This is a genomic window from Rhizobium tumorigenes, assembly GCF_003240565.2.
GTDB lineage: Bacteria > Pseudomonadota > Alphaproteobacteria > Rhizobiales > Rhizobiaceae > Rhizobium > Rhizobium tumorigenes.
This window is the reverse complement of sequence record NZ_CP117255.1, coordinates 3489441-3510565: the sequence shown is the minus strand read 5'-3', so window position 1 is coordinate 3510565 and position 21125 is coordinate 3489441. Positions and strand designations below refer to the sequence as shown.

Sequence of the window (21125 nt, the reverse complement as noted above, 5' to 3'; positions counted from 1 at the left end):
TATGACAGACCATCCTGGCCGTCGCATTTTCACCCTCGCACTGCTGGCTGCTGCGCTTGGCTGCAGCGGATTGCCGGTGGCTGCCGACGGGATCGATGCACCTGCGGTCCGCACCGACCTGACGCCGGCGCAATTGAAGCGCGTGCAGGCCGTGACCCGCCCGACGACGGACTTCTCCCGGGCAGAGACCTACGAGACGATGGAAAGCGGCGCCGGAACGTCGACTGCTGCCGTCAACACGCAGGCCTTCTCGCAGCCTCCAACCAATCTCGATCCGGCACGCGGGCTCGATTTTCATCTCGGTAATTCTCTTTTCCGCCAGCTCTGGGTCTCGTCGCCGTCATCGACACAGGCGACCGATGGACTTGGGCCGCTGTTCAATGCCCGCTCCTGCCAAAGCTGTCATATCAACGACGGCCGTGGCCATCCGCCGGAATCCTCGGGCCGAGCGGCTACCATGTTCCTCAGGCTGGCGCGACCGGCAAGAACGGCCGAGGAGCGCGAGGCCGTGACGGACACCCGGGTCGTCAACTTTCCCGACGCGACCTATGGCACCCAGCTTCAGGACACTGCAGTGCCGGGGCTTGCCGGCGAGGGCCAGGTCGCTGTCGCCTACACCGAACATACCGTCACCCTGGCAGGTGGCGAGACGGTATCGCTGCGCCAGCCGCGCTATTCCGCCACCGATCTCGCCTATGGCCCGCTCGGGCCGGACACAACGCTTTCGGCGCGCGTCGCCCCGGCCATGCTCGGGCTTGGGCTGATCGAGGCCATTCCCGATGCCGATATCCTGGCGCATGCGGACCCCGACGATCGCGACCATGACGGCATTGCGGGCAAGGCGGCGATTGCGCGCGACAACAGGACCGGCAAGCTTGCGCTCGGACGCTTCGGCTGGAAGGCGCAAAATGCGACGGTGCGCGACCAGTCCTCGGCTGCCCTCGAAGGCGATATCGGCATCTCCAACCCCGACAGGCCGAACGCCTATGGCGATTGCACGGCCCGGGAGCCGCAATGTCTGGCCATGCCGAACGGTGTGCAAAAGCGGCTCGGCCCGACGGAAGCGCCGGAGGCGGTGCTCGATCTCATGACGTTCTATTCCGAGAACCTCGCCGTGCCGGCGCGCCGCAAGCCGAGCGATCCGACCGTGCTGCACGGCAAGGAGATGTTCTACCAATCCGGCTGCATTGCCTGCCACACGCCGAAATTCGTCACCCGCAGCGATGCTGGCACCGAGGCGCAGTCCTTCCAGTTGATCTGGCCCTATTCCGATTTTCTCCTCCACGACATGGGGGACGGTCTGGCCGATGGTCAACCGGTCGGCGTGGCGAGCGGCACGGACTGGCGCACTCCGCCGCTGTGGGGTATCGGCCTGACAAAAACCGTTAGCGGCCATACCTTCTTCCTGCACGACGGGCGGGCGCGCAGCCTGACCGAAGCCGTACTCTGGCATGGCGGCGAGGCGACAAAAGCGCGCGACGCATTTGCATCCCTGTCGAAAGACGATAGGCAAGCCCTGATCACCTTTGTGGAGTCCCTGTGATGCGCCCTTGGAAATTTCTAGCTGCTGCCATGCTGTTGACAACAGCTGCTATGCCGGTCGAAGCAGAAACGCCGGCGCCTGGTCCCATGAACGACGCGGCTGTCCCCGGCGTCATGCAGAAGGCGGTGGATGACGTTATCCGACCCGGCTACATAAGGATGCACGCGTCCTCAAATGCGCTTTCGACCGCGATGACAGGTCTTTGCAAAAATTCCTCGGCGCAGGCGGAGACGATCGCCAAAGCTGCCTTCGCCGACACCATCACGGCCTGGTCCATGATCGAGATTGTCCAGGTTGGCCCGGTTCTCGACAAGAACCGCTTCGAGCACATCCTGTTTTACCCCGACCGCAAGGGCATCGGCATGAAGCAGGTGCAGGCGCTTATCGCCAAGGCGGACGAGAAGGACACCACAGTTGCCGGTGTTGCCGCCAAGAGCGTCGCGCTGCAGAGCCTGACTGCGCTGGAATACGTGTTGTATGGCAATGGCTCCGAGACGCTTGCCACCGATAAAAACGGCTTCCGATGCCGCTATGGTGCGGCCATCGCCGGCAATATCGAAGAGGTCTCCGGCGATATTTCAGCCGAATGGGACGACCCGAAGGGCGTACAGGCCTCCTGGAAGACACCCGGCAAGACCAGCGACGATTTCATGGACAACAAGGAAGCCATCACCGCGCTGCTCGGCATCCTTGTCCATGGGGCTGAGAACGTCCGCGACCAGCGGCTGGAGACCTTCTACAAGGGCGACCCTGCGGCGGCCCGACCGCACATGGCCATCTACTGGCGCTCCCGAAACACCTGGCCCTCGGTGAAGGCCAACCTCGAAGGCTTGCAGGCGCTCTGGCAGAAAGCTGGCATGACCGATCTCCTGCCGCCGGGCAAACACGATATCGCTGCAAAGATAGACACGAGACTGAGCCAGTTGATCGCCACCGCAGGCTCGATCAATCCCGATATCGAAGCCGCAATCGCCGACCCCTCTGAGCGTGGCAAGATCGATACGCTGCTTGCCGAAGCCCGCCTGCTGGCGACCGATCTCTCCGACGGCTATGGCGTGGACATCGGTCTGTCGGCCGGCTTTTCGTTTGCCGACGGAGACTGAGGCCTTGCGCAGCGCGCTGATCGATCGCCGACAATTCGTCAAGGCTGCCGGGATCGGTTTCCTCGCCTGCCTGCGACCGGGCGCGCTGATGGCGCTGGAGCGGGCCGATGCGGTCTATGCATCCGGCATGCGCGCGGCCGACGGCTCCTTTGCCGTGGCGACCGTGACCGAGCGCGGCGAGATCGTCGATCGCGTGGCCCTTCCCGCCCGCGCCCACGGCATGGCCTTTTCGAAAGCGACCGGCCACACCGTAGCCTTTGCCCGCCGCCCCGGCACATACGCGATGATATTCGATCCTTTCGGCAACGCCGAGCCGATCGTTATCGCCGCCGCTGAGGGGCGCCATTTCTACGGCCATGGGACATTTTCTCCGGACGGCCGGTTGCTCTATGCCAGCGAAAACGACTTCGACAACAACCGCGGCGTCATCGGCCTCTACGACGCCCGCAATCGGTTCTCCCGCATTGGCGAATACCAGACCTTCGGCACCGGGCCGCACGACATGACGGTGTCGGACGACGGCCGTCTCATCGTCGTTGCCAACGGTGGCATCGAGACCCATCCGGAATTCGGCCGCACGAAGCTCAATCTCGACCACATGGAACCGTCGCTGACGCTGATCGACGCGACCACCGGGACACTGGTCGAAAAACATGGCCTGCCGGCGGAATATGCCCAGGTGTCGACGCGTCACGTGGACATAGATGCCAGTGGCAGGATCTGGTTTGCCTGCCAGTACGAGGGCCCGCGCAATTCGCTGCCGCCTCTCGTCGGTCACTTCGCAAAGGGCGAGGATCTCACGTTCGTGACGCTGCCTGACGACACGACGCGGGCACTCGGCAACTATGTCGGCGCCATTGCCGTCAACCGGCATGAACATCTGGTCGGCGTTACCTCGCCCGTCAACGGCACAGCCGTGACACTCGACGGCCGCACAGGTGTCGTATTGAAAGTCGAGAGCATCGACAATGCCGCCGGTATTGCGCCCGGGGCGCATGGCTTTGCAGTCTCCTCCTACGACGGCACTTTCGGTGGTGCCCGTAGCGATGTTGCCTGGGACCAGCATATCGTGAGGATCGGCCGGCCGGTGTAGCCGGTTGCCACAAACTCAGCCAGCTGCTGCATACTCGGCCTGCTCTGCCGCAACCGCGGCCGCCGCCGTCTTCGCCGCCGCACGCAGCCACGCATCGCCGCGCGCATCGAGATCGGCGAGGATGGCCGGGATAACGGACACGTCGTTCGAATGGCAATTGGCGATCTCGAAACCCATGAGGTCGAGCATGTCCGGCGAAAGCAGCGTGTCGAGATCGCCATCGACCTCGATCTTGCGGCTGTTCGGCGAAAGGCGGCGAACAAGGAGGTCTCCGGTGATCCTGTATTGCGGATCGGGAGAACGGGCCCGGCCGTCAGCGATAATTCCGGCATGAATGGCGGTGTTGGCGGGGTCGTGGCACAGCGACCAGGCGGACATGGCGAGCGCCTTGACTTCCCTGAGGACCGGGCCACCGCGCCAGTAATCCACCATCGCCACAAAGCGTGGACGACCAAGGCTTCCCGTGCCGGCAGTGCGGGGCTTTATAACAAATTCACGCGTATGCTCCGGCAGCGAACCACGGAGCACTTCCAGGTATTTTTGCCGCGGCGGCGCGGTGCAGGTCGGCAATTCTGTGAATTTCTCCCAGAAATCCTTGCGCTCGCCGTTGGACAACATGACGGCCTTTCGCAGCCACTTGTAGTCCCGCTCGAGGATAACGGGCATGGGGCGACCCAGTCCGCGTCGGTAGCCGGCAAGGATAGCGGCGGCAATGGCCGTGGTAGGGCGAGCTTGCATTGCGGGCGAGAATGGCGCTCGTCGTCAAACGAACGAGATCGAGCACATAGGGCATGGTCGCTGCATCGTCGAAATCGTTGGCGCCCCATACCAACCGGCCTTCGCAATCGCGCCACGTTCCGAAGTTTTCCAGATGGGTATCGCCGATCGCCAGCACCTCGGGCGCCGATGCCAGTTCGGGGCAGAGATCGAGGATGGTTTCAGCCCAGCGCCAGTAGGTGGCGCGAAGGAATGCGAAGCTGCCGCTCTTCATCTTCTGATGCTTTACGGCGAGATCGGCCTCTACAATTTCTCCCGGCAGCGCCGTCCGCAGCCACGTCTCGTAAGATTCAGTCGACTGCAAGATGCTAGCCATCACACTTTCCATTCCAACTTCGGTCAATTTTCGCACCCACACGCAACCGTGCAGCCGTGAATGCATACAGGCAAGGGATGACGCTTGGCGGACACGCGCCGCTACCTTATGTTGATCGCCATGAACAAAGCATCGACTTATATCGTCTTCATCGTCGCCGTTCTCGGGATAGGACTGGCAATCGGCTTCTTCAATCTGCCCGGCGCCTGGTACCAGTCGCTGGTCAAGCCGCCGTTCAATCCGCCGAACTGGCTGTTCGGCCCTGCCTGGACCACGCTGTACGTCCTCATCGGCATTGCCGGTGCACGCACATGGTTTATGGGGCCAAAAACAGACGGCATGAAGCTCTGGTTTGTGCAGATGGCGCTCAACTTTCTCTGGTCGCCGTTTTTCTTCGGCCTGGAGAAGCCGCTGATCGCGCTCTTCATCATCCTCGGGATGCTGATCGTCATCCTCGCCTTCATCGCCAACCGCTGGCAGCGCGACAGGATTGCGGCGCTGCTGTTCATCCCCTATGCCGCCTGGGTTGCCTTTGCGACAGTGCTGAACGCTTCCATAGCCTATCTCAACTGAAATTGCCCCGTCGCCGCTTGTCTGACACCGGCAGCCATGCCACTTTCCCGTGACAACGAGGGCATGGCATGAACGATGGCAGCAGCGGCGATTTCAGGCAGCGGATCCGCGACAGCTTCGAAAAGCAGGCAGCGATGGAAACCATCGGCGCCGAGCTCACGCGTGTCCAGCACGGCATGGTCGAGATCGAGCTACCCTTCGACATCAAGCTGACGCAGCAGCACGGCATACTACATGCCGGCATCATCTCTGCGGCCTTGGATTCGGCCTGTGGGTTTGCCGCCTACAGCGTCATCGATCCGGAGGCTTCCATCCTGACCATCGAATTCAAGGTGAACCTGATGTCGCCGGGCCGCGGCGAGCGCTTCCTGTTTCGCGGCGAAGTCACCAAGCCGGGCACGACGATCATCGTCGCCGACGGTCGCGGCTACGCCATCGGCGACGGACCGGCCAAGCTGATCGCCTCGATGACCGGCACGATGATGGTGATCCGCGGCAGGGAAGGAATTTCGGGATGACCTTCGAACTGAAATCCGTTTCCGGCAAGACGATCCTGTTCGTGATGGCGGCAGAGGCGGAATACGGGCCGTTCCTGCGCTCCCGCATCGAGCCGCTGATGACCGGCGTCGGTCCGGTCGAGGCAGCGATTGCGCTCACCCGGACGCTTGCGCAGCTTGACGCCCGCGACGAACTGCCAGATCTCGTTGTTTCGCTTGGCTCAGCCGGCTCTGCAACGCTGGAACAGACCGAGGTCTACCAGGTCAGCTCGGTTTCCTACCGCGACATGGATGCCTCGCCACTCGGCTTCGAGCGCGGACGCACGCCGTTCCTCGATCTGCCTGCGTCAGTCGAACTGCCGCTGCGTATCCCGGCAGTGCCGACGGCCAGCCTGTCGACCGGCGGCAATGTCATCTCGGGGGCGGAAGCCTATGCCGCCATCGGCACCGATATGGTCGACATGGAGACCTTCGCCGTGTTGCGCGCCTGCCAGACCTACAGCCTGCCGCTTATCGGGCTGCGCGGCATATCTGATGGCATCGTCGAGCTGCAGCATATCAGCGGCTGGACAGAGTACCTGCACATCGTCGACCGCAAACTCTCCTATGCCGTCGACAGCCTGTTTGCGGCGCTCGAGGACGGTGTCTTCTGGTTCTGAAAGCCCTGCTGCCAAGGACAATCGGGACAATATTTTTAAAGCTTGCCGGCATTGCCCGATTGCATGAAGCAAGGCTTTTCTCTAAAGGCTCGCCATGACCCAGACAGTTCATCCAGATACCGTTCTCATCGTCGATTTCGGCAGCCAGGTAACCCAGCTGATCGCCCGGCGCGTCCGCGAAACCGGCGTCTATTGCGAGATCGCCCCTTTCCAGTCCGCCGAAACAGCCTTTCACCGGCTGAACCCAAAGGCGGTCATCCTGTCCGGCAGCCCGGCGTCGACGGTCGACGAAGGCTCGCCCCGGGCACCGCAGATCATTTTCGACAGCGGCCTTCCGGTGTTCGGTATCTGTTACGGCCAGCAGGTGATGTGCATGCAACTCGGCGGCATGGTCGAAAGCGGCCATCACCGCGAATTTGGGCGCGCCTTCCTCGAGGTGGACCAGGATTGCAAGCTGTTCGAGGGCCTCTGGTCCTCCGGTTCGCGCCACCAGGTCTGGATGAGCCACGGCGACCGCGTGACCGCGCTGCCGGAAGGCTTCGAGGTCATCGCCACATCGTCGAACGCGCCTTATGCTTTCATCGCCGACGAGAAGCGGAGATATTACGGCGTGCAGTTCCATCCGGAAGTGGTCCACACGCCCGATGGCGCCAAGCTCATCGCCAATTTCATCCACAACATTGCCGGCCTCAAGGGCGACTGGACGATGTCGGCCTATCGCGCCAAGGCAGTCGAGGCGATCCGTGCGCAGGTCGGCAGCAGCAAGGTCATCTGCGGCCTCTCCGGCGGTGTCGACTCCTCGGTTGCGGCGCTGCTGATCCACGAGGCCGTAGGCGACCAGCTGACCTGCATCCTCGTCGACCACGGCCTGATGCGCAAGAACGAGGCGACCGATGTCGTCGCCATGTTCAAGGAGCACTACAACCTGCATCTGGTGCATGTGGATGCGTCCGACATGTTCATCAATGCGCTGGAAGGCGAGAGCGACCCGGAGACCAAGCGCAAGACGATTGGCCGGCTGTTCATCGACGTCTTCGAGGCCGAGGCGAAGAAGCTCGGTGGCGCCGATTTCCTTGCACAGGGCACGCTCTACCCCGACGTCATCGAAAGCGTCTCCTTCTCCGGCGGCCCGTCCGTCACCATCAAGTCGCACCACAATGTCGGCGGGCTTCCTGCCCGGATGAACATGCAGCTAGTCGAACCGCTGCGTGAACTGTTCAAGGACGAAGTGCGGGTGCTCGGCAAGGAGCTTGGCCTGCCCGACAGTTTCATCGGCCGCCATCCCTTCCCCGGCCCGGGGCTCGCCATCCGCTGCCCCGGCGGCATCACGCGCGAAAAGCTGGAAATCCTGAGGGAAGCCGACGCCGTTTATCTCGACGAAATCCGCAAGGCGGGCCTCTACGACGCCATCTGGCAGGCCTTCGCCGTATTGCTGCCGGTACAGACCGTCGGCGTCATGGGCGATGGGCGCACCTACGAATTCGTCTGCGCACTGCGCGCCGTCACCTCTGTGGACGGCATGACGGCCGATTTCTACCACTACGACATGGAATTCCTCGGCCGCGCCGCCACCCGCATCATCAACGAAGTCCGCGGCATCAACCGCGTCGTCTATGACGTTACGAGCAAGCCACCCGGGACCATCGAGTGGGAATGAGATCATCAAATAACCCATTGACTTTATTGACGTAAATAAGAATGTTCAGCCATTTTACCCGGGTCATCAATTGCACATTTTATGATAGTTGGATGGCGTACAATTGAAAAAATGCCGATCCCATCTGGGATCGGGCATGCAGAGCGGCTCAAATGAACGCAAGCCTATTTGGCTAATTTTGTTCGCCGCAGGTCGCTTCTACGACTCGTTCGACCCCTGTTCATGCCTCGGCTAGCGACTGCACGCGGATGAAATATTCGCCCTGCCCTCAGGTGAGAAGTTGTACGGCTTCGCCTTGCTTGGAAAGCAGCGCAACCGCTTGCTTGTCGAACGACACGAAGGTTTCGCCGCCAAGCCATTTGCCTTCGTGCGCCATGACTCCATCGGCGAAGTCGCCGCCGGCCTGAAGCAGCGCAAGGCCGGCTTCAACGGCGGGGCGGTTCAGCACGACATTACCGGCGTCCATTAGCGCCCGGATCGCGGCCGCAACATCCTCTTTCGGCAATTTGGCTCCTTGCCGCAGTATCCAAACCAGTTCGCATAGCGACGGCACCGAAACCGCGATCAACGTCGCCTCTCTGAGCAGCTTGCGGGCGGTATCGGCTTGGGCTGGATCGTCGCGCAGGATCGCACGCGCAAGGACGTTGGTATCGGCCGTGATCTTCATTTTTCGTCCAGTTGGCCGGCCCAACCCGCCGCCGCAATCTCATTCATTTCCTCAATCGAAATCGGCTTCTTCAGCTTTAGTTTGCCGTCGAGCGAATGAAGGAAGTCGTCGATCGTGCCGGACGGGCGCGCAGCGCGCAGCCGCAGTTCGCCACCGGGCAATTTTTCGAAATCGACCCGCTCACCCGGCTTGATGCCGAGATGGTTCAGCAAGTCCCGTTTCAGCGTGACCTGACCTTTTACCGTGACCGCCTGCGATACCGATGCCATCACCACATTCTCTATTGTTGCATCTGCCCTATGGTAATGCAAATATACATTACTATCAAGATACTTCTGCGGTTTGTCAAAAGTCGCTAGATGGGCCCTATCGAGAGACCGCTACCCGAGATAATGGATGTGTGGCCTCTGGGTGTGCGGCGACGGCTCGATCCTGGCTTCGACGGAGAATACCTCACGCAGCAGCGTCTCCGTCAACACCTTCTCAGGCGTGCCTGAGGCCACGACCTTTCCGCGCTCCAGGACGATCAGTTCGTCGCAGAACATGGCGGCGTGGTTCAGGTCGTGGAGCGCGATGATGCTGGTCATCGGGAGGCTGGAGACGAGCCTGAGCAGGCCGATCTGGTGCTGGATATCAAGGTGGTTCGTCGGCTCGTCGAGGATGAGTTCTTTCGGCGATTGTGCCAGTGCCCTGGCGATCTGGGTGCGCTGCCGTTCACCGCCGGAGAGGCTATGCCAACGGTCCTGGCGCTTCTCCCCCATGCCTGTGCGCGCTAGGGCCGCTTCCACCGCCTCCTCGTCTGCGATCGACCAGCCCGAAAACATCGACCGGTGGGGAAAGCGGCCGAGCTTGACCACATCGATGACCCGAAGACCGGCATTGGTGGTGGCATGCTGCTCAACGAAGGCGACGCGCTGGGCGATGTTGCGACGGCTGACCGTGCCGATGTCCTGCCCGTCGAGTGTGACGTGCCCCGTATCCGGTTGCTTGAGGCCCGCCAGCAGGCGCAGCAGAGATGTCTTGCCGGAGCCGTTGGGGCCGAGCAGGCCCAACATCTTGCCTGATCGGACACTGAAAGAGATGCCGTCCAGGATTGTCTTCCTGCCGATGCTCCAGGTGAGATTTTCAGCTGTAATGCTCATGATGCGCGCTGGAACCGGTAGAGGATGAAGGAAAACACGGGCACGCCGACGAGCGCGGTGACGACGCCGATCGGCAGGACCTGATGGGGGATCAGCACGCGCGAGGCGATATCCGCCAACACCATGAAAATCGCACCGAAGATGGCGCATGCAGGCAGCAGCCGGATATGCAGCGGCCCGACGATGAAGCGCGCAGCGTGGGGCACCACGAGGCCGACGAAGCCGATCGAGCCGACCATGCTGACGATCGTTGCCGTCATGACCGCCGTCAGGGCAAACAGGACGATCCGGGCGCGACTGACGTTCACCCCCAGCGATGAGGCTGTCTCGTCGCCGAAGGCGAAGGCATCCAGCACGCGCGCATAGGCAAGGCAGGCAATAAGCGAGATGCCTATGACGATGGAAACCAGCGTCAGCTCCGGCCAGCGCACTCCGCCAAAACTGCCCAGCAGCCAGAACATCACGTCGCGCGCCTGCTGCGCATTGCCCGAAGTGGTAACGATGTAGGATGTGGTGGCGTTGAAAAGCTGCGAGGCGGCGACGCCTGCAAGGATCGTGCGGTCGGCGCCGCCGCGCGCGCCGTTCGACAGAAGCGCCACGAACAGGAAGGCCGCAAAAGCACCGGCAAAGGCGCCTGCCGAAAGCGACACGGCGCCCGATCCGATGCCGAGAATGACGATGGCAACTGCACCTGTGGAGGCGCCGGCCGAAATCCCGAGCACATAAGGTTCTGCCAGCGGATTGCGCAGCAGCGACTGCATGATGGCCCCTGACAGAGCCAGCCCCGCACCGCAGAATGCCGCCACCAGCGCCCGGCTGAGGCGGTAATCCCAGATCACGGTTTCATGGATGCGGTTGAGTTCGATCGCCGTCAGGCCGAGGCGGTTCGTGACAGCAGCAAACGTCGTCGCAAGCGGGATCGGCAGGTCACCGATACCAACGCTGATGCCGACCACCATGCCTATGGCGGCGAGCGACGCCAGCACCAGTAGGCTGACTGTCGCAAGCTGTCTCAAAGACCGGCGTGTCATGCTCACTTTAAAAGGCCGACGGCTTTCATCTGGGTCGCCACCTGTTCGGCACCATAGATGGTGCGGATTGTCGGGTTCATCGCCTGACCGTCCATGACGACGATGGCCTTGTTTTTGACGGCTGCAATCTGGCTGACGGCGGGATCGCTGGTCAGGAACTTGATCTTCGCCTCCGGCTTGTCGAGTTCCCAGCGGTTGCGGTCGAGATTGGCGACGACGATGACGTCCGGGTTGGCGGCGATAATGCTCTCCCAGCCAAGCGTTGGCCATTCGGCTTCAGCCTCGATGGCATTTCGGCCGCCCAGCACATCGGCGATAAAGCCAGATGCGCCGTTCTTGCCGCCGACATAGGCGTCTGCAGACGGGCTGGGACTGGAGAACCAGAAGACGTAGGATAGCTTTTTGCCATCCTTCGAAACGCTCGCGCGCAGGGCTGCTTCACGCGTCTTCAAATCGGCAATCAGCGCCTGGCCACGATCTGCTACATCGAAGATCTGCGATAGCTCGTCGATCTCCTTGTAGAGCTGATCCATGTTCCACAGCTGGTCACGGCTGCCATACTCGTTCTTGACCTTCTCTGTGCTGAGGCAGGTGCTCGGCGAGAGGTACGTGGGGACGCCAACCTTGTCGAAATCCTCGCGCTTGGCGACCTTGCTGCTGGGCCCGACGAGGCTCGGCAGCGCGGCAGCGACAAAATCGGGATTTTCGGCGAGGATCGTTTCAAAGGTCGGGAACTCCACCGTCAGGAGTTTCACCTTGGCGTTGGCCTCGGCAAGCTGCGGAAGGACCTTGCTCGGCCAGAACGCGGTACCTGCCATCCTGTCCTGCAGGTCGAGCAAGAGCATGATCTCGGCGCTGTTCTGCCCGAGCCCGATAGCACGCTCAGGGGCCTTGCTTATCGTGATCTTTGCACCGCAGTTGTCGATCATAAGCGGATATTTCGTTGCCGCGGCAAGCGCCGGGTGGCTCACGAAAACCTGCACGAGGCAAACACCAATGGCGGTCAGAAAAGATCTGAATACGGTCACGGAAAACATCCTGCTCTTGGCCCTGCGGCAATGTGAGATTGTCTGCGCGGTATAACCATTCCGTCGGGATAAAAACAAGAGTCGTGCACTCATATTTATTCCAGTTCAGCAGCGCTACCTCACTCCGCCTGCCCGATTCATAGCGAAAGCGCTTGTCGGCGGGGGAGCCTGCTTGCTAATGAACCTTTTGTCACTAGCCAGGGAGCCGCATCTATGGACGTTACCGAGATCGTCATTGAGGGCGATACGCCGGGCATCGCCTGGAAGCTGCCTGTGCTGCATTTTGCCGGCTCCGATCCTTCGGCGCCAAAGGTCTATATCCAGGCGGCGCTGCATGCCGGCGAATTGCCGGGCACCGCGCTTTTGCATTTTCTCTGCGAGAAACTGCGGGCGGCAGAAGTCAGTGGCGGTATCCAGAGCGACATCGTCGTCGTCCCGCATGCCAATCCCGTCGGTGCGGCACAATCGCTGTTCGGCGGCATGGAAGGGCGCTTCGAGCTCGGCTCGCGCACCAATTTCAACCGTGACTTTCCGCTGATCGCACTTGGCGACCGCGGCAAGCTGCTGGAAAATCTCGACCGCCTGCCGGCTGTGGTGCGTCTGAAGCGCCAGCTTATCCACATGGCGCTCGGCGCGGACCTGGTCATCGATCTCCATTGCGACGATGAATCGCTGCAATACGCCTACATCGACAGCGCCTTCTGGCCGGAGGCTTCCGATCTCGCCGCAGCGCTCGAGATGGAGGCGGTGCTTTTGTCCGACGGGGAGAGCTCCGCCTTCGAGGAGGCCGTGAGCTATGCCTGGAAGTACGAGGTGCCGGGCGAAAAGAAGCATCGGCTGCCAGGCAAACTGTCGGTTACGGTCGAACTGCGCGGTACCCGAGACGTCTATCCCGAAATGGCGAGAAAGGACGCCGATGGCCTGTGGAATTTCCTCGCCGCCCGCGGCATAGTCCGCGACGACGATCTCCGCCTTGCCGCCTTTACCGGGCCGGTCGTGCCGCTCGACAATATCGAGATGATCCGAACCCCAGTCGCCGGCACAGTGCTCTTCCACCGCAATATCGGCGAACGCGTCGAAAAGGGAGACATTCTCGCGACGATCATCACTGCACCCGGCATGCCCGACAGCACGCTGGATATCGTCGCGCCGCAGGCCGGACTGATCGTCACCCGCGTCTCCGACCGCCTGGTGCGGCGCGGCGCGGATCTGATGAAGATCGGCTGCGACGCTCCGAGCAGCGTCGTTCGCAAGCCCGGCACACTGGAGAACTGAGCGTGAGCGTCACGATCTACGGCATCAAGAACTGCGACACGATAAAGAAGGCGCGCAGTTGGCTGGACGCCCACGGCATCTCGTACCGTTTTCACGATTATAAGGCGGAAGGCATCGACCGCGAGCACCTGCAAGGGTGGATCAGGCAAGCCGGTTGGGAGACGGTGCTCAACCGCGCCGGCACCACCTTTCGCAAGCTCGACGAGGCCGACAGGACCGGTCTCGACGCCGAAAGAGCCACTGCGCTGATGCTGGCCCAGCCCTCGATGATCAAGCGGCCGGTGCTGGAAGCGGACGGCAAATTGCTGGCAGGATTCAAGCCGGGCGAATACGAAGCTCTTTTCAAGGTTTGATCCACGTCGAAAACCACCCGGGCGACGCAAGTCCTTAGCCAGGCAAAGATCGCTTTCACCACCCATGTTTACGACTACGATCCGAACGCCGAGCGTATTGGACTGCAGGCGGCAGAGGCCTTGGGTGAGGAGCCACATCGGGTTCTGAAGACGCTGATGGCGGAAGTCGATGGCAAGCCGGTTTGCGTTGTGGTGCCCTCGGATCACGAAGTCAGCATGAAGAAGCTGGCCGCAGCTTTTGGCGGCAAGTCGGCCCATATGATAAAGCCTGTCGATGCGGAGCGGCTGACTGGCTACCATGTCGGCGGGATAAGCCCGTTCGGCCAGAAGAAGGTCGTGCCGACGGCAATCGAAGTCAGTGCCATGGACGAGGCCTATGTTTTCATGAACGGCGGACAACGCGGCCTGCAAGTTCGGCTCGATCCGAAAGACGCTCTTGCGGTTTTGAAAGCAGTTGCGGTGCCGCTCGTCGCCTGATTTCTTTCTGCCGATCCGCTGGCGATTTGACTGCTGGCAAGCTTCATTTTCGCCGCAATGGGGTTTAAGTCTTGTGCCTTCGCATTACCCAGCAGGCAGGTTCCCATGACATCCGTTTCCCAGAGCGCCCACACCATCGATCCCGTCAAGCTCGACAAGCTTGCCGAAGTGGCCATCAAGGTCGGGTTGCAGCTGCAGAAGGGCCAGGATCTGGTCATCACCGCGCCGGTCGCCGCTATGCCGCTGGTCCGCCGCATCACCCGGCACGCCTATATCGAAGGCGCCGGTCTGGTGACCTCCTTCTATGCCGACGAAGAGGCTACGCTCGCCCGTTATGAAAACGGCAGCGACGAAAGCTTCGACCGCGCCGCCGGCTGGCTCTACGACGGCATGGCCAATGCCTTCGCTAACGGTGCAGCCCGGCTTGCCGTCTCCGGCGACAACCCGATGCTGCTTTCCGGCCAAGACCCGGCCAAGGTGGCCCGTGCAAACCGCGCCAATTCGACGGCGTACAAGCCGGCGCTGGAGAAGATCTCCAATTTTGACATCAACTGGAACATCGTATCTTACCCGAACCCATCCTGGGCACGACTGGTGTTCCCGAACGATCCCGAGCCGATCGCGGTTGCCAAGCTCGCTAAGGCGATCTTTGCTGCCTCGCGCGTTGATGTCGAGGATCCGATTGCCGCCTGGGCGGAGCACAACGCCAATTTGCGCGTCCGCTCCGGCTGGCTGAACGACCAGCGCTTTGCCAGCCTGCATTTCGTTGGCCCGGGCACCGATGTCACCATCGGCCTTGCCGACGGCCATGAATGGCATGGCGGCGCCTCGACGGCGAAGAACGGCGTGACGTGCAACCCGAACATCCCGACGGAAGAGGTTTTCACCACGCCGCATGCCCTGCGAGTGGACGGCTACGTCTCGAGCACCAAGCCGCTGTCGCATGGCGGCACGCTGATCGACAATATCCAGGTGAAATTCGAAGCAGGCCGGATCATCGAGGCCAAGGCCAGTCGCGGCGAGGAAGTGCTCAATAAAGTGCTCGACACCGACGACGGCGCGCGACGGCTGGGTGAAGTGGCGCTGGTGCCGCATTCGTCGCCGATTTCTGCCAGCGGCATCCTGTTCTACAACACGCTGTTCGACGAGAACGCGTCTTGCCATATCGCGCTTGGCCAGTGCTACTCGAAATGCTTCCTAGACGGCGCGTCGCTGACGCAGGAACAGGTCAAGGCGCAGGGCGGAAATTCCAGCCTGATCCACATCGACTGGATGATCGGCTCGGACAAGGTCGATATCGACGGGGTGAAGCCGGACGGCACGCGCGTACCTGTGATGCGCAAGGCCGAATGGGCCTGATTTAAGAGCGTTGCGCGCGTCATTTCGGCCCTTGGGCACGAGACGCGCGCTGGCTTGCCCAGACGCTGGCCAGCACGACGGCAACACCGGCCAGTTGCACCTCATCGAGTGCTTGGCCCAGCAGGCTCCAGCCGAGAAGGACTGCCACTAGAGGGCTGAGGAAGCCCAGCGCTGATGCCGCCGGCGCGCCGATGATGCGGAGGCCGCGAAACCACAAGATATAAGTGAAGGCCGCGCCGACCAGCCCGAGATAGAGAAACCCGGCAAGATTTGCGATCGTCAGCGGCGGCAAACCCGGCTCCAGCAGAAGTGCTGCAGGTGCCAGCATGAGACCCCCAGCCGTGAGTTGCCAGGCCGTGAAGGTCAGGGGTGATACAGGCGGCTTCCAGTGGCGACTGAGGACCGTGCCGAAAGCCATCGAGAGAGCGCCGGCAAGTCCCGCGGCGATGCCGACAGGATCGAGCGACGCACCCGGCCGTAGCACCAGCAGTGCCACGCCGCAAAGCCCCGCAATGCCGGCCACGATAGCAAGCGGGCGCACCGAAGTTCCCATGACAAGGCGCGAAATGGCAATGACGATCAATGGCTGCACCGCGCCCACGGTTGCGGCCACGCCACCGGGCAAGCGGTAAGCGGAGACGAACAGGAGAGCCCAGAACAGCGAGAAATTGAGCAGGCCGAGCACGAGGCTTTTCCACCACCATGCGCCCTGCGGCAACTCCCTCACCATTACCAGCAGCAGGAGCCCTGCCGGCAAGGCACGCAGCGTCGCCACCGTCAGCGGCATTCCTGCCGGCAGCAACTGCGTCGTTACGATGTAGGTCGATCCCCATATGGCGGGAGCAAGCGCCGTCAGGCCAATATCGCGAAGGCGGGACACGGCATATCTCCATTTATCTTGACTTCAAGATAGATCCCTAAATCTTGACGTCAAGATAAATTTTGCCATAGTGGCTGCATGGATCATGTCGATAGAATTCTGGAGCAGTGGAGCCGAGAGCGGCCGGATCTGGACACCGCGGCCATGGGCCTGCTCGGGAGGCTCGGTCGCCTTCACAGCCATCTCATGCGCGAGGTCGAGACGACCCTTGCCGGACATGGCCTGTCACCCGCGAGCTTCGACGTCATGGCGACGCTCCGGAGAGCCGGTGCGCCCTATCGTCTTTCTCCAGGCGAACTGATCGCCGCCACCATGGTGACGTCAGGAACCATGACAAACCGCATCGACCAGCTGGAGAAACAGGGGCTTGTCGCCCGCCTTTCCAACCCGCAGGATGGCCGAAGCGTGCTGATAGGCCTGACGGACAAGGGACTGTCGGTGATCGAGGATGCCGTGGCGGCGCATGTGGCGAACCAGCAGAGGATCACCGCATGCCTTAGCGCGGAGGAGTTTGCAGCGCTGGACGGACTTCTCGCTCGCTATCTCGCGCAGTTCGAACCGGCCGCTGCGGAGTAGCGACGCGAATCTCAGAACAAGGTGCCCTGTTTCTCACCATCGGCAAGTATCGCCGCCGGTTTTGCGGCGCGCTTCTTCATCGGAGGAACGGGCGCGGCCGGCGGCGTGTCCATCCCCTCCCCTGCGGTCGCAGCCACACGGCCGTCTGCAAACTCCAGCGACATCGCCTGGCCGGCTGACAGCAGCGCGGCCGACGAGAGCGGGCGATCCTCCTCATCGCGCACGACAGCATAGCCGCGCTTCAGGACATTCTTGTAGGACAGCGACTGCAGCATGCGGTCCTGGGCAGCGATGGCACCCTTGGCCATGCTGAGCCTGTGCAAGATCGCTGTATCGGAATGCCGGCCGAGGTTGGCCAGACGGTCGCGAAAGCTGCGGCTCTGGGCAGTCAACCGCGCCGGCACGCCGCGCATCGCAACGTCGGCGTTGGAAATACGCTTGTGGCCGTCGAGGAGAAGGCGCTCGACGCGACGCTCGACGCGCACCATCCGCTCGTTGAGCTTCTGGCGCTTCTCGGCAATCCGGGTCGACAAAACCTCGGGGCGCAGGTGCGCGGCGGCGCGCTCGAAACTGCGGCGCTTGTTGAGGGTATTCAGTTCGAGACCGCGACCGAGGCCTGCGGCCGTCTCGTCGAAGCGGCGGCGCGGCAATGCCAGCAGCTGATCGAGCGACGGCAGCGCGCGCACCAGCGCCCGCACCGCCTGGCCGTGATGATCCATATGGCGACGGATGCCGGTCCGCAGACGGGCGGAAAGGCCTGCTGCCTGCGCCTCGAGGTCGGCTTTCACCGGCACGGCCATCTCGGCAGCGCCTGTCGGGGTCGGCGCGCGCACATCGGCCGCATAATCGATCAACGTCCAGTCGGTCTCGTGGCCGACAGCGGAGATTAGCGGGATGATACTTTCAGCTGCGGCGCGCACGACCATCTCGTCGTTGAAGCTCCAGAGATCCTCGAGGCTGCCTCCGCCCCGCGCAACGATCAACACATCCGGACGCGGCATGTCGCCGCCGCGCTCAAACGCATTGAAACCACGGATGGCGTTGGCGACTTCCGACCCGGATCCCTCGCCTTGGACCTTTACAGGCCAGACGAGCACACGCACCGGAAAGCGATCGGCGATGCGGTGCAGAATATCGCGGATGACAGCGCCGGTCGGCGAGGTGACGACGCCGATCACCTTCGGCATGAAAGGCAGAGGCTTCTTTCGATCGGCGTCGAACAAGCCTTCGGCGCCGAGCTTGCGCTTGCGTTCCTCGATCAGCGCCATCAAGGCGCCGGCGCCGGCCGGCTCCAGGGTCTCGATGACGATCTGGTATTTCGAGGATCCGGGGAAGGTGGTGACCTTGCCGGTGGCGATGACTTCCATGCCCTCTTCCGGGCGGAACTTGAGTTTGGAGAAGCTTCCCTTCCAGATGACCGCGTCGATGCGCGAACGGTCGTCCTTCAGCGAAAAATAGGCGTGCCCGGAAGAGTGCGGGCCGCGATAGCCGGAAATCTCGCCACGAACCCGCACCTGGTCGAAGGCATTTTCGACCGTGCGCTTGATCGAGCCGGACAATTCGGAGACCGAATATTCCGCGAGGTTCGATGGCGAATCATTTTCGAATAAGCTACTCATGCATTCTTTTAACGCAACTGTGCGCCAAGATCAGCCATCCCACGACCTTCACCCGCAGTTTTCGGCCATCCGGCAAGCCATTAACAAGATCAGAAGATTGAGCTTGTCCTGTTATAGAACGACGCAGTTTTCGGCCTTTGCAAACACTTTGAACAAGCTGCTTCAGCGTTTCTTAGGGAGATCCGGGTATATCCGGGACTATCTTCTACAGGAGTTTCCCAGATGGTCTTCGTGGTTGCCTTGGCAATCGGCGTTGCCGTGTCCCTGACGCGGTCCGTTGCAAGCATAGTGCTTTCGGCCGCCTTGATAGGTGTCGCCTTCGCTGCCGCGGCATTGCTGTCTCCGGCAGGAGCTTCCCTTGTTTCACTGTTGCTGGCGATTGCAGGCTTCAATTCAGCCTTTGCAGGGCAGGTTGCCCTGCTTCTCCTGCTGCAGAAGCCTCGCGTCGCCTAGGCTGGCCGCAGCCATCAGAAGACCGGGCTTCAGGGCTGCCTGACGCGAAAGAACTTTATGTCCGGACCCTGTTTTACAGAGAATGGCTCCAGATAGGCGGGGACGTTGCCCTTTGCTATTTGCGCATAGAGGCCGTCCGGGCTTCGCTGCGACAGCTTTTCGACTTGCGGATCAATTGCGCAATACGCAAGCAGCGTCACACCGGCCTGCTGCATCAGGGCCTGCGCATCCTTCGGCGTGGCAAGGCCGATCTTCATTTCCGCCAGCATCCCATCAGCGTCCCGATGGTAGGGGCCCGACAGCGTACGATGCCGCGTAAACCGCAGGATCGGTGAGCCCAGGTTTGAGGCCGCGACGACCACGCCCGGATCAAGCGCTGCGAGCGGAGCGAGAGCGTCCTTCGAGGAGCATTTGCTCTGGTCGGCTGCGACATCTGCAATGGCCGGCGTCTTCGAGAAGATATTGCCGACATTGCTATCGGCAAGGCCACCACCGACCGCCCAGACCGCAGGTACCGAGATCAGCACTCCGACTACGTAAAAGAATGCTGCGCGAATGTCTTCGGAATCGGCATTGGAAATACGCCTGAGGTCGAGGACGAAAAGCGTCAGCGGCGGAATGGCGAGCAGGTTGGCAAAGACTGCACCACGTACCTGCACCAGCGCAATGATCCAGTTGACCGCGAGCAGCGCCAGCAAAACAGCGTGCAGTTGCGGCCTCTCATGACGGACAATCCTGAGGACGCAGACCGCGATTGCGAGCAGGCCGACGGCATAGAATGCGCCGAGCGCTGTCGGTTCCGTAGCGCTGAGCGTCACGATGGACTGCGCCTCGCTGACGCTGTTGAGCCAGAGTTCAACCAGCATCGGATCGAGGCCACCCAGCGGGTTGCCCAGGCACTGCGGGGCAAGCAGCACTGTGGCGACTGCCACGGCGACACCGTTTGCAACCAAAACCGCAAACCGTGCCCGGCGTGGCAGGTGGCTGGCAAACAGCGCTGAAAGCAGCAGCCCCACCCCGCCAACAGCGGTGATGCCGTAAAATCCGAGCGAAAGATTGTCGCAGGTCACCATGGAATAGAAATGCGGCGGCACCGTTGCGAAGAAAGCAGCGCTGATGGCGACGGTCAAGGTCGTCGCGAAGGCTGCGGCGGCCGGTGCGAAAACCTTTCCCTCCCAGGCCCAGAGCGTTGCGACCACCATGCAGGCGACGGCAACGAAAGGCGTCGTTTCGGCGCCTATGCCGATGGCGAGGGCTGAGGCCAGCGCTGCAATGGCAAAGCTCGAGGCTCGAAACCGCTCGTCGACCAGCATGGCGACGATCAGTGCCACCAGCCCAAGCTGGACATTGTCGTGATCGATCGATCCTGGCAGGTAGCGAACGGAGGTGATGATCAAAAATGCAGTCTGGACAAGCGTGACGTGCAGGCCCGGGAGCCCACCCAGCCGGCGCCCGAGGAGCGCCATGCTAGCCATGAACGGCAACACGAGAAATAGAGGCCAGACAGTGACGGCCAGCACTTCCGCGCGCTCAGGGGACGCAAACAGGCGGAATAACACGATCAGGCTCGCAATTGGCAAGTCTATGAAGCGGGACCAGTGCATCAGCGTCCCACCGCCGAGGCCTAGCCGGTATTGCATCATGTCGAACCAGCCCTGGCCGCCAAGCAGGTCGCGAACTTCGACGAGGCGCATGGCGTCGTCGTTGTCGGCACCGATATAATCGACGGCATTGCGGTTGAGGAACAGCAGGACGAGAATAACCACCAGACTGTAGGCCAGCGTCAAGAACCAAGCGCTCGACCAGAGCGACGCGGTTGCTGTTTTTCCGTCGATGCCTTGGATCGGCCGCATATCCGTCACACCAGTCATGTCGTGATCCCGTACCCTTACTTGCTGCAGAGACGAAACTACCGGTCCAGCCTCAAGAAAGCGTAAAGTCAGCGGCCACCATCCGTCAGGAAATATTGACGAATTGGTGGGATGGTCGGTGGGGAGACACCGGTTGCTGATGCGCCTTGCACCGGCCACCGCACCAACGACGTTAT

At 61.8% G+C, this 21125-nt stretch carries 20 protein-coding genes and 2 pseudogenes; 13 read left to right on the top strand and 9 right to left on the bottom strand.

Going from position 1 to position 21125, the window contains the following annotated elements:
- The first annotated feature begins 1 nt into the window (after nt 1).
- From PR017_RS17075 to PR017_RS17065, 3 genes are read left to right on the top strand one after another with little or no spacing between them, the layout of a single operon-like run.
- Entirely contained in the window at nt 2-1543 is a 1542-nt protein-coding gene (locus tag PR017_RS17075; RefSeq protein ID WP_111216160.1) for a di-heme oxidoreductase family protein, read from the top strand.
- On the top strand, nt 1543-2646 hold the full coding sequence (locus PR017_RS17070) for an imelysin family protein (RefSeq protein ID WP_111216158.1): 1104 nt from the start codon (nt 1543-1545) through the stop codon (nt 2644-2646). Before PR017_RS17075 ends, PR017_RS17070 begins: the two co-directional genes overlap by 1 nt.
- On the top strand, nt 2594-3739 hold the full coding sequence (locus tag PR017_RS17065; protein ID WP_206423104.1) for a DUF1513 domain-containing protein: 1146 nt from the start codon (nt 2594-2596) through the stop codon (nt 3737-3739). The genes PR017_RS17070 and PR017_RS17065 overlap by 53 nt, the downstream gene beginning before the upstream one ends.
- Nucleotides 3740-3754: 15 nt before the next feature.
- On the opposite strand, the pseudogene PR017_RS17060 reads toward PR017_RS17065, so the two are convergent.
- A pseudogene (locus PR017_RS17060) lies at nt 3755-4832 on the bottom strand (DUF2252 family protein).
- 120 nt (nt 4833-4952) lie between these two features.
- Between PR017_RS17060 and PR017_RS17055 the strand changes: the two are divergent.
- The 4 genes from PR017_RS17055 to guaA all read left to right on the top strand — a co-directional run bounded on the left by PR017_RS17055 (nt 4953) and on the right by guaA (nt 8218).
- Nucleotides 4953-5405, top strand: a complete 453-nt coding sequence (locus PR017_RS17055; RefSeq protein WP_111216914.1) for a TspO/MBR family protein — start codon at nt 4953-4955, stop codon at nt 5403-5405.
- Between the two features lie 68 nt (nt 5406-5473).
- Nucleotides 5474-5923 (top strand): PaaI family thioesterase, encoded by a 450-nt coding sequence (locus tag PR017_RS17050; protein ID WP_111216155.1) that lies wholly within the window; start codon nt 5474-5476, stop codon nt 5921-5923.
- Complete coding sequence (locus tag PR017_RS17045; RefSeq protein WP_111216153.1) at nt 5920-6561, top strand: 5'-methylthioadenosine/S-adenosylhomocysteine nucleosidase; 642 nt, start codon at nt 5920-5922, stop codon at nt 6559-6561. The genes PR017_RS17050 and PR017_RS17045 overlap by 4 nt, the downstream gene beginning before the upstream one ends.
- A 94-nt stretch (nt 6562-6655) precedes the next feature.
- Nucleotides 6656-8218: a glutamine-hydrolyzing GMP synthase gene (gene guaA / locus PR017_RS17040; protein ID WP_111216151.1), complete on the top strand. Its 1563-nt coding sequence runs from the start codon at nt 6656-6658 to the stop codon at nt 8216-8218.
- 268 nt (nt 8219-8486) lie between these two features.
- On the opposite strand, the gene PR017_RS17035 is transcribed toward guaA, so the two are convergent.
- The 5 genes from PR017_RS17035 to PR017_RS17015 form a co-directional block, all read right to left on the bottom strand.
- Complete coding sequence (locus PR017_RS17035) at nt 8487-8885, bottom strand: type II toxin-antitoxin system VapC family toxin (RefSeq protein WP_111216149.1); 399 nt, start codon at nt 8883-8885, stop codon at nt 8487-8489.
- Entirely contained in the window at nt 8882-9154 is a 273-nt protein-coding gene (locus PR017_RS17030; protein ID WP_111216148.1) for an AbrB/MazE/SpoVT family DNA-binding domain-containing protein, read from the bottom strand. Before PR017_RS17030 ends, PR017_RS17035 begins: the two co-directional genes overlap by 4 nt.
- A 111-nt stretch (nt 9155-9265) precedes the next feature.
- Entirely contained in the window at nt 9266-10027 is a 762-nt protein-coding gene (locus tag PR017_RS17025; RefSeq protein WP_111216146.1) for an ABC transporter ATP-binding protein, read from the bottom strand.
- Complete coding sequence (locus PR017_RS17020; RefSeq protein WP_111216145.1) at nt 10024-11058, bottom strand: FecCD family ABC transporter permease; 1035 nt, start codon at nt 11056-11058, stop codon at nt 10024-10026. Before PR017_RS17020 ends, PR017_RS17025 begins: the two co-directional genes overlap by 4 nt.
- 2 nt (nt 11059-11060) lie before the next feature.
- Nucleotides 11061-12086 carry an ABC transporter substrate-binding protein gene (locus tag PR017_RS17015; RefSeq protein ID WP_240538822.1) on the bottom strand — a complete coding sequence of 342 codons (1026 nt, stop codon included), beginning with the start codon at nt 12084-12086 and terminating at the stop codon, nt 11061-11063.
- A gap of 213 nt (nt 12087-12299) precedes the next feature.
- Here PR017_RS17015 and PR017_RS17010 point away from each other — a divergent pair, with 213 nt between their 5' ends.
- From PR017_RS17010 to PR017_RS16995, 4 genes and pseudogenes are all read left to right on the top strand, one after another.
- Nucleotides 12300-13361, top strand: a complete 1062-nt coding sequence (locus PR017_RS17010; RefSeq protein WP_111216141.1) for a succinylglutamate desuccinylase/aspartoacylase domain-containing protein — start codon at nt 12300-12302, stop codon at nt 13359-13361.
- 2 nt (nt 13362-13363) lie between these two features.
- Nucleotides 13364-13714 carry an ArsC family reductase gene (locus PR017_RS17005; RefSeq protein ID WP_111216139.1) on the top strand — a complete coding sequence of 117 codons (351 nt, stop codon included), beginning with the start codon at nt 13364-13366 and terminating at the stop codon, nt 13712-13714.
- A gap of 6 nt (nt 13715-13720) precedes the next feature.
- Nucleotides 13721-14191: pseudogene (ybaK, locus tag PR017_RS17000) on the top strand (Cys-tRNA(Pro) deacylase); the annotation flags it as partial.
- Nucleotides 14192-14296: 105 nt separating this feature from the next.
- Nucleotides 14297-15550 carry an aminopeptidase gene (locus PR017_RS16995; protein WP_111216136.1) on the top strand — a complete coding sequence of 418 codons (1254 nt, stop codon included), beginning with the start codon at nt 14297-14299 and terminating at the stop codon, nt 15548-15550.
- A 19-nt stretch (nt 15551-15569) separates the two neighbouring features.
- On the opposite strand, the gene PR017_RS16990 is transcribed toward PR017_RS16995, so the two are convergent.
- A complete protein-coding gene (locus PR017_RS16990) occupies nt 15570-16430 on the bottom strand; it encodes an EamA family transporter (protein WP_111216134.1) in 861 nt (286 codons plus the stop codon).
- Between the two features lie 78 nt (nt 16431-16508).
- On the opposite strand from PR017_RS16990, the gene PR017_RS16985 reads away from it, so the two are divergent.
- Nucleotides 16509-17006 carry a MarR family winged helix-turn-helix transcriptional regulator gene (locus tag PR017_RS16985; RefSeq protein ID WP_111216132.1) on the top strand — a complete coding sequence of 166 codons (498 nt, stop codon included), beginning with the start codon at nt 16509-16511 and terminating at the stop codon, nt 17004-17006.
- An 11-nt stretch (nt 17007-17017) separates the two neighbouring features.
- Here PR017_RS16985 and xseA read toward each other — a convergent pair whose 3' ends face one another.
- Nucleotides 17018-18625, bottom strand: a complete 1608-nt coding sequence (xseA, locus tag PR017_RS16980) for an exodeoxyribonuclease VII large subunit (RefSeq protein WP_111216131.1) — start codon at nt 18623-18625, stop codon at nt 17018-17020.
- A 222-nt stretch (nt 18626-18847) separates the two neighbouring features.
- Between xseA and PR017_RS16975 the strand changes: the two genes are divergently transcribed.
- Nucleotides 18848-19078, top strand: coding sequence for a hypothetical protein (locus tag PR017_RS16975; protein WP_111216129.1), 231 nt, complete (start codon nt 18848-18850; stop codon nt 19076-19078).
- A gap of 29 nt (nt 19079-19107) precedes the next feature.
- Here PR017_RS16975 and PR017_RS16970 read toward each other — a convergent pair whose 3' ends face one another.
- Complete coding sequence (locus tag PR017_RS16970) at nt 19108-20949, bottom strand: hypothetical protein (RefSeq protein WP_111216127.1); 1842 nt, start codon at nt 20947-20949, stop codon at nt 19108-19110.
- Nucleotides 20950-21125: the final 176 nt, after the last annotated feature.

Bases quoted from the DNA above. Each gene is read 5' to 3' on its own strand.
- PR017_RS17075 (WP_111216160.1), top strand. From the start codon at position 2: ATGACAGACCATCCTGGCCGTCGCATTTTCACCCTCGCACTGCTGGCT.
- PR017_RS17070 (WP_111216158.1), top strand. From the start codon at position 1,543: ATGCGCCCTTGGAAATTTCTAGCTGCTGCCATGCTGTTGACAACAGCT.
- PR017_RS17065 (WP_206423104.1), top strand. From the start codon at position 2,594: ATGGCGTGGACATCGGTCTGTCGGCCGGCTTTTCGTTTGCCGACGGAG.
- PR017_RS17055 (WP_111216914.1), top strand. From the start codon at position 4,953: ATGAACAAAGCATCGACTTATATCGTCTTCATCGTCGCCGTTCTCGGG.
- PR017_RS17050 (WP_111216155.1), top strand. From the start codon at position 5,474: ATGAACGATGGCAGCAGCGGCGATTTCAGGCAGCGGATCCGCGACAGC.
- PR017_RS17045 (WP_111216153.1), top strand. From the start codon at position 5,920: ATGACCTTCGAACTGAAATCCGTTTCCGGCAAGACGATCCTGTTCGTG.
- guaA (WP_111216151.1), top strand. From the start codon at position 6,656: ATGACCCAGACAGTTCATCCAGATACCGTTCTCATCGTCGATTTCGGC.
- PR017_RS17035 (WP_111216149.1), bottom strand. From the start codon at position 8,885: ATGAAGATCACGGCCGATACCAACGTCCTTGCGCGTGCGATCCTGCGC.
- PR017_RS17030 (WP_111216148.1), bottom strand. From the start codon at position 9,154: ATGGCATCGGTATCGCAGGCGGTCACGGTAAAAGGTCAGGTCACGCTG.
- PR017_RS17025 (WP_111216146.1), bottom strand. From the start codon at position 10,027: ATGAGCATTACAGCTGAAAATCTCACCTGGAGCATCGGCAGGAAGACA.
- PR017_RS17020 (WP_111216145.1), bottom strand. From the start codon at position 11,058: ATGACACGCCGGTCTTTGAGACAGCTTGCGACAGTCAGCCTACTGGTG.
- PR017_RS17010 (WP_111216141.1), top strand. From the start codon at position 12,300: ATGGACGTTACCGAGATCGTCATTGAGGGCGATACGCCGGGCATCGCC.
- PR017_RS16995 (WP_111216136.1), top strand. From the start codon at position 14,297: ATGACATCCGTTTCCCAGAGCGCCCACACCATCGATCCCGTCAAGCTC.
- PR017_RS16985 (WP_111216132.1), top strand. From the start codon at position 16,509: ATGGATCATGTCGATAGAATTCTGGAGCAGTGGAGCCGAGAGCGGCCG.
- xseA (WP_111216131.1), bottom strand. From the start codon at position 18,625: ATGAGTAGCTTATTCGAAAATGATTCGCCATCGAACCTCGCGGAATAT.
- PR017_RS16975 (WP_111216129.1), top strand. From the start codon at position 18,848: ATGGTCTTCGTGGTTGCCTTGGCAATCGGCGTTGCCGTGTCCCTGACG.
- PR017_RS16970 (WP_111216127.1), bottom strand. From the start codon at position 20,949: ATGACTGGTGTGACGGATATGCGGCCGATCCAAGGCATCGACGGAAAA.